At 75.3% G+C, this 19439-nt stretch carries 7 protein-coding genes; all 7 read left to right on the top strand.

Translation table 11 applies throughout. The features are described from left to right. The first annotated feature begins 38 nt into the window (after positions 1-38). The 7 genes from ACW69E_RS06145 to ACW69E_RS06175 all read left to right on the top strand — a co-directional run bounded on the left by ACW69E_RS06145 (position 39) and on the right by ACW69E_RS06175 (position 19438). Positions 39-3827, top strand: coding sequence for a beta-ketoacyl synthase N-terminal-like domain-containing protein (locus tag ACW69E_RS06145; protein WP_457497148.1), 3789 nt, complete (start codon positions 39-41; stop codon positions 3825-3827). A 209-nt stretch (positions 3828-4036) separates the two neighbouring features. Continuing rightward, the gene (locus ACW69E_RS06150) at positions 4037-6139 is read left to right on the top strand and encodes an SDR family NAD(P)-dependent oxidoreductase (protein WP_457497149.1); all 2103 of its coding nucleotides are present in this window, start codon (positions 4037-4039) and stop codon (positions 6137-6139) included. 125 nt (positions 6140-6264) lie between these two features. Beyond that, complete coding sequence (locus ACW69E_RS06155) at positions 6265-13512, top strand: beta-ketoacyl synthase N-terminal-like domain-containing protein (RefSeq protein ID WP_457497150.1); 7248 nt, start codon at positions 6265-6267, stop codon at positions 13510-13512. After that, a complete protein-coding gene (locus tag ACW69E_RS06160; RefSeq protein ID WP_457497151.1) occupies positions 13509-15116 on the top strand; it encodes a PfaD family polyunsaturated fatty acid/polyketide biosynthesis protein in 1608 nt (535 codons plus the stop codon). Before ACW69E_RS06155 ends, ACW69E_RS06160 begins: the two co-directional genes overlap by 4 nt. Further along, positions 15113-16885: an acyl-CoA dehydrogenase gene (locus ACW69E_RS06165; protein ID WP_457497152.1), complete on the top strand. Its 1773-nt coding sequence runs from the start codon at positions 15113-15115 to the stop codon at positions 16883-16885. The genes ACW69E_RS06160 and ACW69E_RS06165 overlap by 4 nt, the downstream gene beginning before the upstream one ends. A 25-nt stretch (positions 16886-16910) precedes the next feature. After that, complete coding sequence (locus ACW69E_RS06170) at positions 16911-18695, top strand: acyl-CoA dehydrogenase family protein (protein WP_457497153.1); 1785 nt, start codon at positions 16911-16913, stop codon at positions 18693-18695. Beyond that, positions 18692-19438 carry a 4'-phosphopantetheinyl transferase family protein gene (locus ACW69E_RS06175; RefSeq protein WP_457497154.1) on the top strand — a complete coding sequence of 249 codons (747 nt, stop codon included), beginning with the start codon at positions 18692-18694 and terminating at the stop codon, positions 19436-19438. Before ACW69E_RS06170 ends, ACW69E_RS06175 begins: the two co-directional genes overlap by 4 nt. The last annotated feature ends 1 nt before the right edge of the window (position 19439 follow it).

The following is a 19439-nucleotide window of genomic DNA, read 5'->3' on the forward strand; positions in this document are numbered from 1 at the left end:
CCACACAGGAGCCCTTTCCTACACCGGTTGGAGTCCCCATGGTCCAGCAACCTTCCGCCAGAAAACTTTCCGACACCCCGATAGCCGTCGTCGGCCTGGGCGCGCTCTACCCGCGCTCCGGTGACCTGAACGAGTTCTGGAAGAACATCGCCGAGGGCAACGACTGCATCGAGGAGGTCCCCGAGTCCCACTGGAAGATCTCCGACTACTACGACCCCGACCCGTCCGCGCCGGACAAGACCTACGCCAAGCGCGGCGGTTTCGTGCCCACCGTCCCCTTCTCCCCGCTGGAGTTCGGCCTGCCGCCGAACACCCTGGAGGTCACCGACGTCCTCCAGCTGCTCAGCCTGACGGTGGCCAAGCAGACCCTCAAGGACGCCGGGGCACCCGGCTCCGGCTGGTACGACCCCTCCCGCACCGGGTGCGTTCTCGGTATCACCGGGGCGAACTCCCTCACCCAGCCCCTGGCCGCCCGCCTGCAGACACCGGTGCTCAGGGAAGTGGTGCGCAGCTGCGGTCTGAGCGAACGGGACGCGGAGGAGATCGCCGACAAGTTCACCAAGGCCTTCGCCCCCTGGGAGGAGAACTCCTTCCCCGGGATGCTCGGCAACGTCGTCGCCGGGCGCATCGCCAACCGCTTCGACCTCGGCGGCACCAACTGCACCGTGGACGCGGCCTGCGCCAGTTCGCTGGCCGCCGTGCGGATGGCCGTCTCCGAGCTGGTGTCCGGCCGAGCCGACCTGATGCTCACCGGCGGCTGTGACGCGGAGAACACGATCTTGATGTACATGTGCTTCTCCAAGACCCCCGCCTTCTCCCGCTCGGGCCGCATCCGTCCCTTCGACGAGGACAGCGACGGCACCCTCATCGGCGAGGGACTGGGAATGCTGGCCCTCAAGCGCCTGGCCGACGCCGAGCGCGACGGCGACCGCATCTACTCCGTGCTGCGCGGCATCGGCACATCCAGCGACGGCCGCTTCAAGTCCATCTACGCCCCCCGGCGGGAAGGCCAGGCCATCGCACTGCGCAGGGCCTACGACGACGCCGGGTTCGGCCCCGAGCAGGTCGGCCTGGTCGAGTGCCACGGCACCGGCACCTCGGTCGGAGACCTCACGGAGCTGACGGCGCTGCGCGAGGTGTACGCCTCGGCCACCGAGGAACGGCAGTTCGCCGCGGTGGGCAGCGTCAAGTCGCAGATCGGGCACACCAAGGCGGCCGCCGGCGCGGCCGGGCTGATCAAGCTCTCCCTCGCGCTGCACCAGAAGGTGCTTCCGCCCACCATCAACGTCGAGCGCCCGCGTGAGGCGGTCGACTTCCCCAACTCGCCCTTCTACGTCAACACCCTCACCCAGCCGTGGATCGCCGATCCGGCGCGCGAGCGCCGCCGCGCGGCCGTCTCCTCCTTCGGCTTCGGCGGCACCAACTTCCACTGCGTGCTGGAGGAGCACGACCCGGAGGGCCGGGAACTCACCGTCCTCGCGCCCGCGGCCCGCGTCCACCTGTGGCACGCCGAGGAGCCGGCCGCGCTGCTGGACCTGCTGGAGTCGGACGCGGCGCCCGCCGACGGCACCGAACCGGTCCCGGCCGGCCACGCCCGGCTTGCGCTGGTGGCCTCGGGAGCCGAGGAGGCGGCCGAACTGCGCGCCGCCGCCGCCCGGGAACTGCGCGCCCGCCCCGAGGCACCGGAGTTCGCCCTGCCGCGCGGCGCCTACTACCGGCGCACCGCACTCCTGGGCGGGGGCGGCGGCAAGGGCGGAGCCGCGGGGGACGCCGGGCCGGTGAAGGTGGCCGCGCTCTTCGCCGGGCAGGGCAGCCAGTACCCGCGCATGGGCGCGCGCACCGCCATGGCCGTGCCCCCGGTGCGGGCGGCCTACGACGCGGCCGCCGCCGAGTTCGCCGGCGCCGAGCCGCTGGGCCGCACCGTCTTCCCGCCGCCGGCCTTCGACGACGAGACCCGCGCCGCGCAGGAGGCCGCACTGCGCCGCACCGACTACGCCCAGCCCGCCATCGGGGCGCTCTCGGCCGGCCAGTACCGCTACCTGAGCGAGCTGGGCTTCACCCCCGACGGCGCGCTCGGCCACAGCTTCGGCGAACTGACCGCGCTCTGGGCGGCCGGGAGCCTCACCGACGGGGACCTCCACCGCCTGGCCCGGGCCCGCGGCCGCGCCATGGCGATGCGGCCCGAGGGCGCGGAGGACCCCGGCACCATGGCCGCGGTCTCCGCGGACCTGGAGACGGTGGAGAAGATCGCCGCCCGCCACGAGGACGTCGAGGTGTGCAACGTCAACGCCCCCGACCAGGTGGTCGTGGGCGGCGGCACCGAGGCGGTGCGCGCCTTCGCCGAGGACTGCGGCCGGGAGGGGGTGACCGCCCGCGAGCTGCCCGTCGCCGCGGCCTTCCACACCCGCTACGTCGCCCACGCGGTGGACACCTTCAAGGAGGCCGTGGAGGCCACCCGGGTGCGCCCGCCGGCCTTCCCGGTGTACGCCGACGCACCCGGCGCCTCCTACGGGCGGCGCATCGCGGGCAACCGCGAGGTGCTGGTCGGCCAGCTCACCGCACCGGTCCACTTCGCCCCGCGGATCGAGGAGATGTACCGGGACGGCTTCCGGGTCTTCGTGGAGTTCGGCCCCAAGTCGGTGCTCTCCGGCCTGGTGCGCCGCACCCTCGCCGACCGCGAGGACGTCCTCGTCCTCAGCGCGGACCCCGGCCCCAAGGGGGACGGCGACCGCGCGCTCAAGCAGCTCGCCGCACGGCTCCTCGTGCTCGGCGCGCCCCTGACCGACTGCAACCGCTACACCGCTGACATCGAGCCGGCCCGTCCGGCAGAGGGGATGACGATTCCGTTGAACGGTGTGAACCACGTTTCCGAGCAGCGCAAGCAGGCCTACCAGGAGGCCCTGGAGAACGGCTACCGCGTCGAGGGCGCCGCCCCGGCGACCGGCGCCGAGCCCGCCGTACCGCAGCGGGAGCCGGCCGCCGCGGCCCCGGCCGCACTCGCCCCGCAGGGCGGCATACCCCGCGCCGCCGGTCTTCCGGGCACCGGTGCCGTCGCCTGGGAGCACCTGTCCATGCACCGCGAGTACCTGGGCAGCCAGCTCCGGGTGGCCGAGCGGCTGACCAATCTGCTGGACGGCTCCCTCGACGACAGGGTCCTCACCGGCATCACCGCCATCAGCCAGCAGGGTGTGGCGATCGGGCAGAGCCACGCCCAGGCCAGTGAGGTGCTGCGCAGCTTCGCGCTGCTGGAGAGCGGCATCGCGCCCGTCCCCGCGGAATCCCACGCCTACGCCCCGGCCCAGGACTGGGCCCCGGCGCCCGCCCCCGTGCAGGCCCCGGTCCAGGAGTGGGCCCCGGCCCTGCCGACGGCCCCCGCCCCGGCTCCGGCTCCGGCTCCGGCCCCCGCCCCCGCCGCTCCGGCCCCGGCGCCCGCCGCTGCTGCTCCGGCTCCCGCTGCCCCGGCTCCGGCCCCTGCTGCTCCGGCTCCCGCTGCCCCGGCTCCCGCCGCTGCCCCGGAGCCCGCCGCCGCTCCCGCGGCCGCCACCGAGGACGACGTCCGCAAGGCGCTGCTGGAGAGCGTCGCGGAGAAGACCGGCTACCCGGTGGACATGCTGGAGACCTCCATGGATGTCGAGGCCGACCTGGGCATCGACTCCATCAAGCGGGTCGAGATCATGGGATCGCTGCGCGACCGCTTCCCCGGCTCGGCCTCCGCCGACCCCGAGAAGCTCGCCGAACTGCGCACCCTGGACGACATCATCGCCTTCGTCTCCGGCGCCGCCGCGGGCGCCGGCGCGGAGGAGGCGATGTCCGCCCCAAAAGCCTGAGCCCGGGGCTGGGACGGCGGCATGCCCGGCTGCGTGCCCTGCCCGCCCCCGACCTCCTGCCGGACGCCTACCGGGACGCCCCGTGCGCGCTCCTGGCCGGTGACACCGGCAGCGGCCCGCTGGCCGCCCTCGCGGACGCGCTGCGCGACCGGGGCTGGACGGTCCGCACCGGCGCCCGTCCCCCCGAGGACGCGGACCGTCTGGACCTGGTGGTCGCCGAGGTCGAGGCCGGCGGGCAGGAGGCCGCCGCCACCGCGCTGCGGGACACCCTGCTGTTGGCCGGCTCCGTCCAGCCCCTGCTGGAGCGGAGCGCGGCCGACGGTGGCCGGGCGGCGTTCCTCACCGTCACCAGGCTCGACGGCCGGATGGGGCTGACCGGCGCCGCCGGTGTGGAGCGGGCGGTCCTGGGCGGCGTCACCGGTCTGGTGAAGACCCTCGCCATCGAGGCCCCCTCGCTGCTGTGCCGCGCGGTCGACCTCGACCCGGGCCTGCCCGCCGACCGGTGCGCGGAGCTGCTCCTGGCCGAGGCGCACGACGCCTGTGCGGGCACCGTCCAGGTGGGCCTGGCGGCCGACGGCACCCGCCGCACCCCGGACCTGGCCGAGACGCCCGGCGACCTGCCCGGCGAGCCCGGCGCCCCCGAGCCCGGTCCGCAGGACCTGCTGGTGGTCACCGGCGGGGCGCGCGGGGTCACTGCGGCCTGCGCCGTCGGCCTGGCCCGCGCCCACCGCCCCGGGCTGCTGCTGCTCGGCCGCACCGGACTGGCCGACGAGCCCGGCTGGGCCCAGGGGGTACCGGAGAGCGGGCTGCGGGCCGCCGCCGCGGCGGAGCTGAAGCGGACCGGGCACAAGCCGACCCCGCGCGAGGTCGACCGCATTGCCCGGGACCTGACCGGGCAGCGGGAGATCCGCCGCACCCTGGCGGAGCTGGAGGAGGCCGGGGCGCACGCCGAGTACGCCGCCGTGGACATCACCGACCCCGAGGCCGTGGCACGGGTTCTCGCACCGTACGCGGACCGCGTCACCGGAGTGGTGCACGGGGCAGGAGTGCTCGCCGACGCCCTGATCACCGCCAAGCGGGGCGAGGACGTGGACCGGGTACTGCGCACCAAGCTGACGGGACTGCGCAACGTACTGGAGGCACTGCCCGCCGGGGGACTGCGGCACCTGCTGCTGTTCTCCTCGGTCGCCGGGTTCTTCGGCAACCGGGGCCAGTCCGACTACGCCATGGCCAACGAGGCGCTCAACCAGCTCGCCTGCGCGCTGCGCCGGCAGACCCCCCGGGCCCGGATCACCTCCGTCAACTGGGGTGCCTGGGCCGGTGGCATGGTCACCCCGGAGCTGGAGCGGATGTTCGCCGAGCGCGGTGTGCCGCTGATCCCTCTTCAGGAGGGGGTCCGGTACTTCACCGAGCAGTTCGGTGCCGAGCGCGGCGGCGACACGGTGTGCGTGGTGGGCCCGGTGACCCCGCTGTCCGCGCCGGAGCCCGCCGGACTCCCGGCCCAGGGAGCGGAACTCCACCGCTCCCTGGCCCCCCTGGCAGGCGACCCGGTGCTCGCCGACCACGCCATCGGCGGCCATCCGGTGCTGCCCGCCACAGCGGCGCTGGGAGCGGTCCTCAACGCCGTCCACCAGGTGCTGCCCGGCACCCCGGTGAACCGGGTGACCGGCTTCGCGGTGCACAAGGGCCTGGTCCTGGACGACGACCGGCCGTCCGGCCTGCGACTGGCCGTCCGGCCCGCCGGCACGCCGGGGGCCTGGGACGTCGCGATCCACGACAGCGAGGGCCGGCCCCGCTACCGGGCGCGGGCCGTGGCCGGTGCCCCGGCCCCCGCACCGGCCATGGCCGGCCTGCCGGCACCCGGTACCGGACGCCCGGTCACCGCCTACACCGACGGCACCCTCTTCCACGGCCCGCTGCTGCGCGGCCTGACCGAGGTTCTGGAGGACGGGCAGCGGCTGGTAGTGGGGTGCCGGCTGCCCGAGCTGCCGATCGCCGACGGCGCCTGGCAGGCCCCCGGGTACAGCCCGGTACAGGCCGACCTGCTGCTCCAGGCGGTGCTGGTGTGGGCCCGGCTGCACCGCGGCCAGGCGGTGCTGCCCAGCGCGATCGGCGAGGTGCTGCGCCACGCCGAACTGCCCGCCGGGCAGACGTTCCTGGTGATCGTGGACGAGGTGGCGGAGACCGCGGGCGGCATCCGCTGCACCGTCACCGCGTGCACCCCGCAAGGACACGTCCTGCTGGAGTTCCGCGGCGTCGAGGCCGTCCACGCACCCGGCCTCGACGCGAAGTTCCGTCCCGCGTCCGGATGAGCGCGTGAGCGCATGACCGGACGGCCGGCGGTGCGGGAGGGAGTCTGTGCCCCCGCACCGCCGGGCCGGCCGCCGGCCGGCCTCCCGCCCCAGAACCCACCACCGAGCGGAAGACACGGAGAGAAATGTCGCGTTCACCTCGCCGGGACGAGCCGGTAGCCGTCATCGGCATGGCCTGCCTGCTCCCGGGCGCCCACAGCCCCGAGGAGTTCTGGACCGGGCTGCTCGCCGGGACGGACCATCGCACCGAAGGCGGCCCGGAGGTCTTCGGAACCAGCCCCGACGTGCCCGGTGGCTGGGGTGACCCGGACCACCGCGTCACCGCCGTGCGCGGCGGTTTCGTGACCGAGCCCGCCATCGACCTCGGCGGTCTGCGCCTGCCCGCCGACCGTCTGTCGGGTCTGGACCGCGTGGTCCGGTGGTCCGTGCACACCGTACGCAGGGCACTCGCCGACGCCGGACTGGACGCCCGCCCAGACGCCCTGGCACGCACCGGCCTGGTCCTGGGCAACTACGCCTTCCCCACCGAGCAGTCGGTGCGGCTGTGCGTGCCGCCGGTGCGGCAGGCCGTCACCGAGGGCCTCTCCCGCGCCGGACTGCCGCTGCCGGAGGACCCGCCCGCCACGGACGGCGAACCCGCCCCCGAGAACCTGTGGCCGTTCGGGGGGCCCGCGGTGACCACCGCCGACGCCCTCGGCCTCGGCGGACCCCGGCTGGCCCTGGACGCGGCCTGCTCCTCCGCCCTCTACGGCATCTCCCTGGCCCGGGACTACCTCGCCACCGGCAGGGCCGACACCATGGTCGCCGGAGCGGTGTGCGCGCCCGACCCGCTGCTGATCCACCTCTCCTTCTCCGACCTGCGCGCCTACCCGGACAACGGCGTCAGCCAGCCGTTCGACGGCCGCTCCACCGGTATCGTCACCGGCCAGGGCGCCGGGGTCTTCGTCCTGAAACGCCTCCGTGACGCACTGCGCGACGGCGACCGGGTGCATGCGGTGCTGGAGTCCGTGGGCCTGGGCAACGACGGTGCCGGCCGCCACCTGCTGAGCCCCAACGAGTCCGGGCAACTGGCCGCGTACCGCCAGGCATACGCCGGGATCGACCCGGCCACCGTGGACTACATCGAGTGCCACGCCACCGGCACCCCGCTGGGCGACGCCACCGAGCTGCGCGGGCTGACCGCCTTCTTCGCCGGGCACGGCGGCGTCCCGCCGCTGCTCGGATCGGTCAAGGGGAACGTGGGGCACCTGCTGACCGTGGCGGGCTTCACCAGCCTGCTGAAGGTCGTCCTCGCGCTGCGGCATGACACCGTTCCCGCCACACCGGGCGTGACCGACCCGCTGAGCCCGAAGGGCGGGGAGGCGGCCGCCGAGCGGATCGTGCGCGAGAACACGCCCTGGCCCCGGGGAGCGGTGCCGCGCCGCGCGGCGGTCTCCGCGTTCGGCTTCGGCGGCACCAACGCCCATCTGGTCCTGTCCGGCCCCGAGGCCGCCGTCGATCCCGCCCCGGCACCCGCCCCCGCGCCCGTGTCCGTGACCACCTCCGCCGGGACGGACGAGCAGGCCCCCGCACCGCGCCCCCTCGCCAGGCTCGCGGTGACCGGCCTGGGCGCCCGCCTCGGCGCGCTGTCCGGAACCGGTGCGCTGCACCGCGCCGCGCGTCTGGGCCGGTCCGCCCTCACCGAGCGCCCGCCGCACCGCTGGTACGGCGCGGACGGACTCACCCGCGGCCCGCTGTCCGGCACACCCGCCGAGGGATCCGCCCTGCCGGGCGGCTACCTGGACCGCATCGACGTCCATCCCCGCGTCTACCGCATCCCGCCCAACGAGCTGGCCCAGGCCAACCCTCAGCACCTGGCCCTGTTCGAGGCCGCCGAGCAGGCCCTCGCCGACGCGGGCTACCCCGCGCCGCCGCCCGGCACCAAGGCCGACGAACTGCCCGAGCGGCGGGTCGGCGTGGTGATCGCCATGGAGATGGAACCGCGCACCCACACCCACCGGGCCCGGTTCGACATCGGCGCCCATGTACGTGCGGAGTGCGAACGTGCCGGGGTGCGCCTGGGGCAGGAGGACCTCGGCCGCCTGGAGGAGGCGGTGCGCGGCGCCGTGCACGAGCCGATCGGCGCCAACGAGGTGCTCAGCTACATCGGCAACATCATGGCCAGCCGGCTCTCCTCGTCACGCAACCTCACCGGGCCGTCCTTCACCGTCGCCGCGGACGGGACGGCCGGGGTCCGGGCACTGGAGGTGGCCGGACTGCTGCTGCTGGACCCGACCGTCGAGGCGGTGCTGGTGGGCGGGGTGGACCTGGCCGCCGGGGCGGAGAACACCCGTGCCCGGGCCCGGCTGGCCGCCCGCGAGGGCCAGGAGCCGCCGCCGCTCGGCGACGGGGCGGCGGCCGTGGTCGTCACCCGGGCCGGGGAGACCGGCCGCAGGGTGTACGCGACCGTGGACGCCCTGCGCGTGCACAACGGCGCCGGTGACCGGGCCGCCGCGGTGGCCGCCGCGGCCCGCGCGGCCCTCGCCGACGCCCAGGCGTCTCCCGGCGACGTCGAGTACCTGGAGCTCGGCGGCGCGGCCCCCGCCGCCCGCCACGGCGAGGCCGCGGCCCTGGCCGCCGTCTACCGGGCCGACCCGCAGGCCGGCCCGGAGGCGGAGGCGGGCGACCCCTACGGCTGCGTACTGGGGAGTACGGAAGCGCTGGTGGGGGACACCCAGCGCGCGGCGCCACTGGCCGCGCTGGTCGCGGCCGCACTGGCCCTGCGGCATGCCGACTTCCCGGCCGCCCCGGCCGGTCTGCTGCCGGACCCGGAGGACACCGCGTTCGAGGACTCCTGCTTCACCGTACTGAGCGAGCCGCAGCCCTGGCCGGTACGCCGCCGCGGCGCCGCCCGCGTCGCCGCGCTCAGCCTGCTCGGCGACGCCGGCCCCGCCGGTGCCACCGCCGCCCACGTGGTGCTGCGCGGGGTGCCGCAGGGCACCGGCCCGGCCCGGCCCGCCGCCGACTGGCACGACGGCCCCGGCGTGCTGCTGCTGCCGCTCACCGCCGACGACGGCCCCGGGCTGGCCGCCGCCGCCCGTGCCGCCGCCGCCGAACTCGCCGAGCACGGACCGCGGGCGGTCACCCACCGGGCCGTACGGGAACTGTCCGCCCGCCGCTCCCGCCACACCGCCGTCCTGGTCGCCGCCGACGCCGGCCGGCTCGCCGGTGAACTGGCCGCCGCCGAACGCGACCTGCCGCGCGTCATCGCCGAGGGCGGCGAGTGGTCCACGCCCTCCGGGAGCTACTGCACCGCGCGCCCGATGGGCCCCGACGGCAAGGTCGCCTTCGTCTACCCCGGCGCGTTCACCACCTATCCCGGCGCGGGCCGCGACCTGTTCCGCCTCTTCCCCGGACTCCTGGACGGTTTCGAGCGGGAGGCCGACCATCCCGCCCGTCGGCTCAAGCACCGCGCGCTCCACCCCCGCGCCCGGGGCCCGCTGGGCCGCCGGGACCTGATGCGCCACGAGGAGCGCCTGATCGACGACATCCCCGTGATGCTCGCCGCGGGCACCAACTTCGCGGTGCTGCACACCCGGCTGCTGCGCGACGTGCTGGGCATCCGGCCCGACGGCGGCTTCGGCTACAGCCTGGGCGAGTCCAGCATGCTCTTCGCCGGCGGGGTGTGGGCCGACTCGGCACGGGACGACGCGGCGCTGGCGGCCACCCCGCTCTTCCGCGACCGGCTGCGCGGTCCGAAGCTGCGCGTCCGTGAGGACTGGGGCATCCCCGGCTCCGTACCGGACGGCGAGGTGTGGGCGACCCGGGTGCTGCTCGCCGGCCCGGACGCGGTGCGCTCGGCGATGGCCGGTCTGGAGCGGGTTTTCCTCACCCATGTCAACACTCCGCGCGAGGTGGTGATCGCCGGCGATCCGAAGCAGGTCGCACAGGTGATCGGCAAGGTGGGGTGCCAGGCGGCGAAGGCGCCCGCCAACCACGTGATGCACTGCCCGGTCGTCGACCCCGAGCTCGACGCGCTGGCCGCGCTCAACGACTATCCGCTCGGTGCTCCGGACCCCGCCCTGGAACTGCTGTCCGCATACGACTACGACCGGGTGGACACCACCGACCGGAGCCTGATCGCCCAGCGCATCGCGGTCACCCTGCGCAGCACCATCGACTTCGTCCGGCTCACCGAGACCGCCCACGGGCGCGGTTACCGCTACTTCGTCGAGGTCGGTCCGGGCGCCACCTGCACCCGCTGGATCGGCGAGACCCTCAAGGGGCGCGACCACGTGGCGGTCTCGGTGGACCGGCGCGGCGCCCCGGCCGCCACCGCGCTCGCCCAGGCGCTGGCCCGGCTGGTCTCCCACGGCCTGCCCGTCGGCCTGGAGGAACTGGCGCCGAAGCCGCGGGTGGCCGCACCGGCCGGACCGGTGCTCTCCGTGCCGTGCGGCGGCGAGTCGATCGCGGACCGGACGGCACGGGCGGCGGCCGCCGTCCTCACCCCCGATCCGCCCGAGGTCCTGCCCGAGCGTCCCGCGCATCACCCAGCCACCCCGGACAGCCAGCCCAGTGAGGTGACCCCGGCCATGCCACCCGTGTCCCCGGCGACGGATCTCCCCGCCCCGGAGCCCGTCCCCGCCGCCCCCGTTCCCGACCCCGCCGCGGAGCGGATCGTCATCGAGGAGGAGCCGTTCGTCCACCTGCCCGAGCCGCTGCCGCGCTCCGCCCCCCAGCGATACCGTCCGGCGGCCCTGGCGCGTCCCGCCGCGCCCCCGCTGCGGGCGATGGCGGCGACCGTCGCCCGTGCGCACCGCGCCGCGCTGCGCGCACAGGGCGCGTTGGCGGAGAACGCGCTGCGGGCCCTGGAAGCCGGCGCCGCGCCCGCCCCGGCCACCGCGGTGCCGTCCGCCGCGCCCGGGGTCCCCGCGGTGCCGGAGAGAACCGTGCTGTGGGACGAGCAGGACCTGCTGGAGTTCGCACGCGGCCGGGTCGCGCCGGTCTTCGGCCCGGCCTTCGCCGAGGTCGACACCTACCCGCGGCGCTGCCGCCTGCCCGAGCCGCCGTATCTCTTCGTCAGCCGGGTCACCCGGATCACGGGTGAGACGGGGCGCTTCGAGCCCGCCGAGATCACCACCGAGTACGACGTCCCGGTCGGTGCCTGGTACACGGTGGACGGCCTGGTCCCGTGTGCGGTGACCATCGAGGCCGGCCAGTGCGACATGCTGCTGATCGCCTACCTGGGCATCGACTTCCGCACCCGCGGCGAGCGCGTCTACCGGCTGCTGGACAGCCGCCTGGTCTTCCACGGCGGCCTGCCCCGCGAGGGGCAGACGCTGCGCTACGACATCCGCATCGACCGCTTCGTGTGGAACGGCGACAACCTGCTGTTCTTCTTCAACTACCGCTGCTACGCCGACGGCGAGCTGATCCTGGAACTCCTGGACGCCTGCGCCGGGTTCTTCACCCCCGCCGAACTCGCCGACTCCCTCGGCGTGGTGGACAGCGCCGCGGACCGCAGACGGCGTGCGGCGATGGAGCCCGCCTGGTTCAAACCGCTGGCCCGCACCGACCGCACCTCCCTGACCGGGAAGGACCTGGAACTGCTGGCCGCGGGCCGCCCGGGAGAGGTGTTCGGCCCGCGCTGGGACCAGAGCGCCGACGGCTGCAACCGCTCGCTGCGCCTGCCCGGCGAGATGCTGCGCATGATCGACGAGATCCCGGTTCTCGACCGGCTGGGCGGGCCGCGCCGGCTCGGCGCGCTCACCGCCGTCAAGCGGCTGGACCCCGAGGGCTGGTACTTCGCCTGCCACTTCACCGGGGATCCGGTGCTGGCCGGATCACTCATCGCCGAGGGCGGGGTGCAGCTGCTGCAGACGTACGCCATGTACCTGGGGATGCACCTGGTCTTCCCGGACGCCGAGTTCCAGGCGGTGCCGGGCCTGGAGACCGAGGTCAAGGTACGCGGCCAGATCACCCCGCGCACCCGCGAGGTCCGCTACGAGGTGGAGGTCATCGAGCTGACCATGCTGCCGCGGCCCACCGTCGTCGCCGACATCACCGTCTACGACGGCGACAAGCCCATCGTCGCCATGCGGAACTTCGGGGTGCGGGTGCAGGAGAAGCCGGGCACCCCCTACCGGCCCGAGGCCGGCGGCCTTCCGGCCTTCCTCGGCCGCCGCAACGAGCGCGGCGAGGCGGCCTTCATCAACGAACTCCACCTCGCCCACGCCGCCAAGGGCGACCTCGGCACGGCGATGGGCACGGAGTTCGAGATCTACGCCGACCGGCGCGCCCCTTACATCCCCAACGGCGACTTCCGGTTCGTGGACCGCATCATGCGGCTGGAGGGCACCCGCGGCGAGCTGCGCCCCGGCGCCACCATGGCCACCGAGTACGACTCGCCGCCCGAGGCCTGGTACTACCGGGACACCGGCGGGCCGGAGATGCCCAACTGCGTGGTGATGGAGACCTCCCTGCAGGCGGCGATCCTGCTCGGCTACTACCTGGGCGCCACCCTGGCCAGCCCGGACGAGGAGCTGGCCATCCGCAACCTGGACGGCCGCGCCCGCTTCGTGAGCCGCCCCGAGTTGGCGGGCAGGACGATCCGGCACGAATCGGAGCTGCTGTCCAGCCAGTCCGTGCCGGGCGCCACCCTCCAGAACTTCCGCTACCGGCTGCTCGCCGACGACGAGGTGTTCTACGAGGGCGAGTCGCTCTTCGGGTACTTCACCGAACAGGCGCTCTCCAACCAGGTCGGACTGGACTCCGGCGCCTACGTCCCGCCGTGGCTGGAGACCGAACGCGACGGCCTCGACCCGGCCCGGACGCGGACCCTGGCCGTCCGTTCCGACGACCGCTGGTTCCGGCCGCAGCCCGGCACCGGGCTGCACCTGGCCGACGACCACCTGCGGATGGTCGACGAGGTGACCGTGGTGGACGGCGGAGGCACCCACGGCCAGGGGTACCTCTTCGGCCGCCGCACCGTGGCCGACGACGACTGGTACTTCGACTGCCACTTCCACCGCGACCCGGTGATGCCCGGCTCGCTGGGGGTGGAGGCCGTCATCCAGGCCCTCCAGGTCCACGTCATCGACTCAGGCCTGGCGGACGGCATGGGACCGGTGCGGTTCGGGGTGCCCCTCGACATCGCCATGGGCTGGAAGTACCGAGGCCAGATCCTGCGCGGCGACGGAGAGATGACCTTCGACGCCCACATCAAGGAGGTCCGGCGGGACGACGGCCGCCTCGTCGTCATCGCCGACGCCGCCGTCTGGAAGCCGGGTCTGCGCATCTACGAACTCACCGACGTGGCCGTGGAGGTCGTTCCCGCCGCGCGGGCGGAACGGGCCGAGGCGGAGAACGACACGGAGAAGGAGACCGGAGCATGACCACCCCCACGACGGGCGGGGCCCGCCACCGGGCCCACCCCGCGCCCCAGGCGCCACGCACCGACCCGGCCGGCATCCAGTACGTCCTGGGACGGCTGGAGGAGCCCTGCTACATCGTCGACACCGACCGCGGCCCCGGCGCCACCACCGCCCGGCCCGGCCCCGGCACCCGGGTCCTGGCCGCGCTCGGCCCGCTGCCGCCCGAGCGCCTGGGATCCCGCGCCTTCCGCGAGCGCCACGGCGTCCGCCTGGCCTACATGGGCGGCGCCATGGCGGGCGGCATAGCCTCCGAGGAACTGGTGATCGCCCTGGCCCGCGCCGGCTGCCTGGGCTCCTTCGGAGCGGCCGGCCTGCTGCCCGGGCGCATCGACCGCGCGCTGCGCCGCTTCGCGGCCGAACTCCCGGGCCTGCCCTGGGCGGTCAACCTCATCCACAGCCCCAGCGAGGACGCCCTGGAACGCGACGGGGTGGAGCTGCTGCTCAGGCACGGGGTGCGGTGCGTCGAGGCCTCGGCCTACCTGGACCTCACCCCGCACGTGGTGCGCTACCGGGTGGCCGGGCTGCACCGGGGCCGCGACGGCCGGGTGGTGGCCGCCAACCGGCTCATCGCAAAGGTCTCGCGCCCGGAGGTGGCCGAGAAGTTCATGCGCCCCGCCCCGCAGGCGATCACCGCCGACCTGCTGGCCCGCGGACTGATCACCGCCGAACAGGCCGAGCTGGCGCGGTACGTGCCGCTGGCCGACGACATCACCGCCGAGGCGGACTCCGGCGGCCACACCGACCGGCGCCCGCTCACCGCGCTCTTCCCGGCGCTGCTGGAGACGCGCGACGCCGTCCAGCGCGAGATGCGCTACCCGGTACCGGTGGGGCTCGGCGCGGGCGGAGGCATCGGCACCCCCCACGCGGCGGCCGCCGCCTACGCCATGGGGGCCGACTACGTGGTGGTGGGATCGGTGCACCAGTCGTGCCTGGAGTCCGGCACCTCCGAGCCCGCCCGGCGGCTGCTGGCCGAGGCGGGGATGGCCGACTGCGAGATGGCCCCCGCCGCCGACATGTTCGAACTCGGGGTGGAGCTCCAGGTGCTGAAGAAGGGCACCCTGTTCCCGATGCGGGCCAAGCGCCTGTACGAGCTGTACCAGCGTTACGACGGCATCGAGGCGCTTCCCCAGGAGGAGCTGCGCCGCCTGGAGAAGCAGGTCTTCCGCCGCCCGGTGGGGGAGGTCTGGCAGGAGGTCGAGGCGTACTTCGCCCGCCGCGACCCCGACCAGCTGCGGCGCGCGGCGGCCGTCCCGCGCCGCCGGATGGCGTTGCTCTTCCGCTGGTACCTGGGGATGGCCTCGCGCTGGGCGGTGACCGGCGACGCGGACCGCACCGCCGATTTCCAGGTGTGGTGCGGCCCGGCCATGGGTGCCTTCAACTCGTGGGCGCGCGGCACCTACCTGGCGGCCCCGGAGAACCGGCGGGCGGCCGATGTCGCCGGGCACCTGCTGCGCGGTGCCGCCTACACCGCCCGGGTGCACCAGCTGGCCCTCGCCGGGGTGCGGCTGCCGCGCTCCTGCGCCGAGTACCGGCCCGCACCGGCGGTGGAAGGGGACCGGCGATGACGGCTGACACGGAACGGTGGCCGCGGTACGCCGCCGCCACCGCCCTGGAACGGGAACTGGGCGACCCGCGCGAGGCGCGCAACCCCTCCGGGTTCGCCGCCGCGGCCGGCCGGGACGCCACCGAGGCCCGTCCGCAGGTCCTGGCCGCGCAGGCCGGGCCGAGACTGCGCACCGCGTTCGTCCCGGCCGCCCTCGGCGGCACCCTGGAGGCGCTGGACGCCACGCTGATGCTGGTGAGGGCCGCCGCCCGCCGGGACGCGGCGGTCATGCCCGCCACCATGTTCGGCATCACCGCGGCCACCTGTGTGCTGATCGCCGGCTCCCGGCGGCAGCGCGAGCACGTCGTGGGGCTGCTGCGCGAGGGCGGCTCGCTCGGCTTCGCGCTCTCCGAGGCCGACCACGGCAGCGACCTGCTCGCCAACGACACACGGGCCGAGGAAGTCCCCGGTGGCTGGGCGCTCACCGGTGAGAAGTGGCTGGTCGGGCTCGGCGGAAGGTGCGACGGGCTGCTGGTGGTGGCCCGCACCGGCGGACGCGGCCCGGCCGCCTTCTCCGCGCTGCTGCTGGACGGGGAACAGGCCGCCGCGGCCCGCCGCGGTACCCGCCGTCCGACGGGCATGCGCGGCGCCGACCTGGCTGGTTTCCGCTTCGACGGTCTCACCGTGCCGCGCGAGGCGCTGGTCGGCGGGGTGGGCCGGGGGCTGGAGACCGCGATGAAGGCCATGCAGGTGGTCCGCACCATGAGCACGGCGGCCAACCTGGGATGCGCCGACACCGGCCTGCGCCTGGCGCTGGACTTCGCCACCGCCCACGTCGCGGCCGGCCGCGCGGCGCTGGCACACCCGGGCGTCCGGCGCGAACTGGCCACCGCCGCGGCCCTGCTGCTGGCCGCGGACGCGGTGGCGCTGACCACCGCCCGCGGTCTGCACACCCTGCCCGCCGCCCAGAGCCTGTGGTCGAGTGTGGCGAAGAAGGTCCTCACCGACACCTGCGAGGAGGCGCTGGCGCGCTGCGCGGACGTGCTCGGCAGCCGCGGGGTGCTGCGCGACGGGCCGTACGCGGCCTTCGACACGCTGCGCAGGGACAACGCCGTCGTCCGCCACATCGACACCAGCCCCACCGCCAATCTGCGCCTGGTGGCCGCCCACTTCGCCCGGCTGGCCGCCGCACCGCCCGCGACGGGCGCGGACCCCGGCGGGGCGGACGCGCTCCCCGGCGCCCTGGCCCGGACGTGCGCGCTGTCCGAGTCGCTGCCCGAACCGCGCCTGGACCGTCTGGAGCTGTCCGACCGCGGTCCGGACCCGGTCCTGGACGCGGTGCCGGCGGTGGCCGCCGGGGCCAGGGAGGTGCTGGAGAAGGCGGGCGAACCGCGAGCGGCGCGGGCCGTCACCCGGCTGGAGCGGGCCGCCTCCTGGCTCGGGCACGCCCTGCGCGCCCGCCGGGGCGCCGACCCGCTGCGCGACCAGGACCTGGCCGCGCGGCTGTGCTGGGTGCACGCCGCCACGAGCTGCCTGCTGCTGTGGTGGCACAACCGCGACCACCGGTTGCACGACGCGCCCGAGGGCGACCCCGGCTGGCTCACGGCCGCCCTGACGGTGCTGACGGCCCGGGCCGTCGGCCGCTCCTCTGCGCTGCCGGAGGAGGACGCGGAGGCGGTCCTGGCCACCGTGCTGCCGCTGCACGAGGCCGACCGGCTGTTCTCCGCCGCCGCCCTGCCCCTGGCACACGGCGGGCCGGCGTCCGCGCCGGCGCCGGGAGCGCCCGCATGACCCGTCCCCTGGAAGGAACAGTGGTATGAACGCGAGCAAACTGACCTCACTGGCCGGGGAGTTGGAGGACTATCTGGGCGATCCGCACGACGACCGCTCGCGGATGCCGTTCGCCCGGATCCTGGAGCACGACGAGCGGGAGCAGTATCCCCACCAGATGGTGAGCCTGCTGCAGGACTGGGGCCTGCACCACTACTGCCTGCCCGAGCGGTGGGGCGGGCGGGCCGGCGACGTGGAGGTGGGCTTCCAGCTCGTGCGGCTGGTGGCCCGCCGGGACCCGACCACCGCCACCGCGCTGATGATCACCAACGTGGCTTTCATGCCGACCTGGATCGCCGCCACCGACGAGCAGGGCCGCGCCGCCGTCGACGCGATCAACCACGGTGGGCGGATGGCCTGGGGGCTGACCGAACGCGAGCACGGCAGCGACATCCTCGCCAACGAGATGCGCGCAGAGAAGGTCCCCGGCGGTTATGTCCTGACCGGAGAGAAGTGGCTGATCGGCAACGCCACGGTGGCCGACGTGGTCAGCGTCCAGGCACGCACCGACCCGCGGGGCGGACCGGGCGGGTGGTCGGTCTTCGCGGTGGACAAGCGGCGCTGCCCGGCCGGTTCGGTGATGCCGCTGCCCGCCGAGCGCCTCCACGGGCTGAGGGCCATCGACATGAGCGGCATCCGGCTGGAGGGGGTGTTCGTTCCCGAGGAGTGCCGCGTCGGAGCCGAGGGGCAGGGGCTCGAACTGGCCCTTCAGGGAGCCCAGGTGGCCCGCACGGTGATCTGCGCGATCGCGCTGGGCGCGGTGGACACCGCACTGCGGGTGACCCTGGACTTCGCCGAGCAGCGCTCGATCTTCGGCCGGAAGGTCGCCGACATCCCCTACTCGCGGCGCCAGCTCGCCGAGGCGTTCGCCGATCTGATGCTGGCCGACGCGGTCTCCACCGCGGCGGTGCGCTCCCTGCAGGTGATCCCGGAGCAGGCCAGCGTCTTCTCCTCGGTGGTGAAGTACTTCGTGCCCACGCTGCTGGACCGCACGATGGCGCAGCTTTCGGTGGTGCTGGGCGCCCGCCAGTACCTGCGCGACCACCCGCACTACGGCGTCTACCAGAAGATGCTGCGCGACCTGCTCGCGGTGCACTTCGTCGACGGCAACACGGTGGTGAACCTCAAGAGCGTCGGCGCCCAGCTCGACGGCCTGCTGAAGGCGGCGGTCTCGTCGGACGACGCGACCCGCGCCGAGGCCGCGGAGCGCGCGTCCGGAGTGTACGACGCGGACGCGCCGCTGCCGGTCTGGGAGCCGCACCGGCAGCTGCTGGTCAGCCGCGGCCGCGACGACACGGTGGTCTCGCTGCCGGTGGCCGTGGAGCGGCTGCGGGCCATGGCGGCCCGGCACGGCGACGAGCGCCAGCGGGAGTGGCTGGGCCGCGCGGCGGACCTGGCGGTGCGGCTGTCGGGGGAGTTCGCCCGGCTGCGGGCCGAACTGGACCTGCTGAAGCGGACCCAGGGCCGCGGGTACGGGGCCTCGGCCGAGCTGTTCCGGCTGGCCGAGCGCTACTGCGCCCTGCACGCGGCCGCCGCCTCGGTGCAACAGGCCGTCGGATCGGCCCGGGTGTTCGGGGAGGGCTTCCCCGACGGCGCGGTTCTGCTGCTCTCCCTGGAGAGGGTGTGGCGTCTGCTTCACCCCACCGAGACGGTGACCGACCCGGAGGTCGTGGACCGGGTGATGGAGGTGCTGCGCGCCCTGCACACCGCGCCCCGGCTCTTCTCCGCCCGGCCCGTTCCCGTCCGGGCCTCCGCGCCGGTGTCCGGATGACCGCGTTGCCCGGGGCCCAGCTGTGGCTGCTGGCCGAGGAGTCGGTGGAGGCGGAGGTGGCGCGATACGCCGCCGGGCTGCTCTCCGCCGACGAGCGGTCCCGGCTGGAGCGGCTCCGCCCGCCGGACGGGCGGCGCCGCTTCCTGGGCGCGCGGCTGCTGTGCCGCACGGTGCTGGGGGAACTGCTGGACCGGCCCCCGGCGGCGCTGAGGTTCGTCCGCGGCGGGCTGGGCCGGCCGGAGCTGGACCCCAACCCGTGGGGGGTGCGGTTCAGCGTCTCCCACACCCAAGGTCTCGTCGGCTTCCTGGTGAGCCGGGAGGGGCCGTGCGGGCTGGACGTGGAGCGGGCGGAGGCGGCCGGGCCGGCGGTCCGGTACGGGCAGCGGTGGCTGGCCCCCGCGGAGCGGGAGTCGCTGGCCGGGCTGGACCCGGTACGGCGGGCGCGGGCGTTCACCGACCTGTGGGTGCTGAAGGAGGCGTACACCAAGGCTCTGGGCAGGGGGTTCCAGCACCGCTTCGACGGGTTCCGGCTCGGCCCGGACGAGCACGGCCGGATCGTGCTCGAGGACCCGTCGGTGCCGCCGGGGGACGTTCCGCGCTGGCGCTTCGCCCTGCTTTCGGTGCCCGGCGGGTACCGGCTGGCGGTGGCGGTGCGGCGGGACGGTGCCGGGGAGATCCCGTGGACCCTTCCCCGGCCGCGGTACCTCGACCCGCGCGCGGTGGTGGCCGGTGCCGACCGGTGAC

The sequence above is a fragment of the Streptomyces sp. SS8 genome (genome assembly GCF_054072955.1).